A 3,476-nucleotide genomic window follows, 5' to 3' on the forward strand; every position below is an offset into this window, starting at 1 on the left:
GCAGTAGTATATTGCAGGGTGACTTGTCTCGTGAAATAATATGAAGCGTCATGTCTCCTATTTTATAACACTTTTTTTACTCTGCTTACTTTTTTTCTCGGCTACCCCGAATTATTGAGCGGATACCACGTTAGAACCGTTGCATTCATTGTCTACCCGTACCGCCAACTGCTTCCGTGAGTTAGAAATATCCACGACTTTGCCAAGAATATAAACCAATACGGTTCCGTTGATTTTAGATTTTAGATTTGGGGATTGGGGATTGGGGATTTTAGATCGAGCGATATCCTGGGGTTAGTATTGTCCGAAGAGAGTAACGCAATACATGAAGGCGATCTTTTATCAAAGCAATCTCCGTGTCTATTTTTAAATTGATTTTGCTATCGGTGACGGGCTTATCCCTGTAGCAGGATTTGACAGATATTATGTTTATTAAAGCTGCTATAATGTTATTGTATAATCCACAATCATTTAAGTACAAGAGGGCTGATGAGAGCATTGATATCGTTTCCGGTTGTATCGGAATGATTTGACCGCAGAGGGCGCAGAGGACACAGAGAGAGAAGAAAGAGATTAATACAGGACGAGGCTACCTGATTTGATATGATACATGGGATTGTTTCATGAATTATTACCAGATACGCGCGCCTCCAACAGACATCTTCAATAACTTTCAAGTCAATAACATATTAACGAGAAAATTTCATGGTGCCAGATAAATCTAATTATTTACTAAAAAATGCTCGCGTACCCGAATCTCTTCTAGAGATGAAATCGATCGCCAATTCAGCGTCTACTATCGCCACAACAGCCGATCGCAATTTTTGTCTGGTGGATCTGGAAATTGCCAGCGGCGCGATCGCCCAAATCATCCCCACAGGTACGGAACCTTTATCCCAACTTGCAGATATCCCCATTGTAGACTTGCAAGGCGGCTTAATTTTCCCGTGTTTTGTCGATATGCACGCGCATTTAGACAAAGGACATATCTGGGAACGATCGCCCAATCCCGATGGAACGTTTGCTAGCGCGATCGACACAGTACAGGCTGATGCCCAAAAACACTGGAATGCAGAGGATGTTTACCGGCGGATGCAGTTCGGCCTCCAATGCAGCTACGCCCACGGAACCAAGGCGATCCGCACTCACATCGACAGCGCAGGAGAACAGGGAACCGTTAGTTTAGCAGTATTTACAGCCTTGCAGGCCGAATGGCGCGATCGGCTAATTTTGCAAGCAGTTTCCCTAGTTTCCCTAGACTATTTCCTGACACCCGAGGGTGAAAAATTAGCAGACAAAATTGCCGAAATCGGCGGGATTCTCGGCGGCGTCGCCTACATGAATCCCGATTTAGACAAACAACTCGATCGCGTATTTAGCTTAGCCCAAGAACGCGGTTTAAACCTCGACTTCCACACCGACGAAACCGACGATCCAGAATCAACCACACTGCGAGAAGTCGCAAAAACCGCCATTCGCCATGAATTTGCAGGTCAAATAATTTGCGGGCATTGCTGTAGTTTAGCCGTACAACCGCCAGATTTAGTAACAGAAACTTTGACATTAGTCAAGGAAGCAAATATTGGCATTGTCAGCTTACCGATGTGCAACCTTTACCTGCAAGACAGACAATCTGGGCGTACACCGCGCTGGCGGGGAGTCACGCTGCTGCACGAACTAAAAGCAGCAGGAATTCCCGTCGCAGTTGCTAGCGACAATTGTCGCGATCCGTTTTATGGATTTGGCGATCACGATGTTTTGGAAGTATTGAATATGGCAGCCCGGATCGCCCATTTAGATCGGCCTTGGGAAAATTGGCCGCGCACAGTCACAACCACACCAGCCGACTTAATGGGATTGCCGAATTTAGGACGAATCGGAGTTGATTGGCCAGCAGATTTGATTTTGTTTAAGGCGCGAAATTTTAGCGAATTGTTATCTAGATCGCAGCGCGATCGCACAGTTTTGCGGCAGGGTAAAGCAATTGATACAACTTTGCCCGATTACCGCGAACTAGACGACTTGTTGCATGAAAACTCGGCGGTTGAAACCGCTTCTATACAAACAAAACCCGCCTCCGCGGGTTGAAGAAAACTCGACGGTTAAAATTATTTTATCTTCTTCAGTCCGCGGAGGCGGACGAAAGTTTTTGTAGACGCGGTTTCAACCGCCGTCCTATGCGGTTAAAATTATTTTATCTTCTTCAGTCCGCGGAGGCGGACGAAAGTTTTTGTAGACGCGGTTTCAACCGCCGTCCTATGCGGTTAAAATTATTTTATCTTCTTCAGTCCGCGGAGGCGGACGAAAGTTTTTGTAGACGCGGTTTCAACCGCCGTCCTATGCGGTTAAAATTATTTTATCTTCTTCAGTCCGCGGAGGCGGACGAAAGTTTTTGTAGACGCGGTTTCAACCGCCGTCCTATCTTGTCAAGTGACAACATAATTTGATATAAAATATAAAACCTGATGCAATCGAGGATGTTTTAAGTGAAAGCAGTTATTTTATTGTCGGGAGGGCTGGATTCCTCAACAGTTTTGTATCAAGCGAAAGCCGACGGCTGCGAATGTTATGCGATATCCTTTGACTACAAGCAAAGACACCGGCGAGAGTTAGAATCTGCACGGGCGATCGCACTTTCAGCACAGGTTAAGGCACATCAGGTGGTAAACTTTGACTTGACGCTGTGGGGCGGTTCGGCTTTGACGGACAATCAGATAGAATTGCCCAAAGATCGCAATCTAGCAGAAATGTCGCAAAACATCCCCGTTACCTACGTTCCAGCTAGAAATACCATTTTTCTCAGCTTTGCCCTCGCCTACGCCGAAACTCTAGAAGCCCAGCGAATTTACATCGGTGTCAACGCTTTAGATTATTCCGGCTATCCCGACTGCCGCCTCGATTACATCCAAGCCATGCAGGAAGTATTTCGGTTGGGAACAAAGCAAGGAAGGGAAGGAGAAGCTATTAAGATTATCACACCTTTGATCGAACTGAAAAAAACCGAAATTATTGAATTGGGCAACAAGTTGGGAGTGCCTTGGGAGAAAACTTGGTCTTGTTATTCAGGTGGCGAAAGTGCCTGCGGCGTTTGCGATTCTTGTCGGCTGCGGCTGGCTGCTTTTGACGAATTGGGATTGAAAGATCCGGTGCCTTACGCTTAATAGTGCAGGTTTGCGAGCCGCACTAATTGATTGTTTAATTCACTGAAATTAACCAATTTATAGGGTTGGAAATGCAGACAGGTTGATTGCGAACACCCCACTCCCCACCAGTCTCGTCAACTTTCAGTGTTTTGATTTTCAACAAGATCTCATATCATCTCCCGTCAATTACCTATAATAAAAGTGTTTGTAGTGCGGACTTCAGTCCGCATATTCAGAGGACTAAAGTCCTCACTACAAACCTTACAATAAAAGTGTTTGTAGTGCGGACTTCAGTCCGCATATTCAGAGGACTAAAGTCCTCACTACAAACCT

General features: G+C 45.5%; 2 protein-coding genes. Both read left to right on the forward strand.

The window, feature by feature from the left end; translation table 11 throughout:
- Window positions 1–705 precede the first annotated feature (705 nt).
- Complete coding sequence (locus QZW82_RS31370) at window positions 706–2,088, forward strand: cytosine deaminase (RefSeq protein WP_293158058.1); 1,383 nt, start codon at window positions 706–708, stop codon at window positions 2,086–2,088.
- A gap of 398 nt (window positions 2,089–2,486) precedes the next feature.
- The gene (queC, locus tag QZW82_RS31375) at window positions 2,487–3,161 is read left to right on the forward strand and encodes a 7-cyano-7-deazaguanine synthase QueC (RefSeq protein WP_293158060.1); all 675 of its coding nucleotides are present in this window, start codon (window positions 2,487–2,489) and stop codon (window positions 3,159–3,161) included.
- Window positions 3,162–3,476 lie beyond the last annotated feature (315 nt).

Origin of the sequence: Microcoleus sp. bin48.metabat.b7b8b9.023 (assembly GCF_013299185.1) — a bacterium.
Taxonomy (GTDB): Bacteria; Cyanobacteriota; Cyanobacteriia; order Cyanobacteriales; family Microcoleaceae; genus Microcoleus.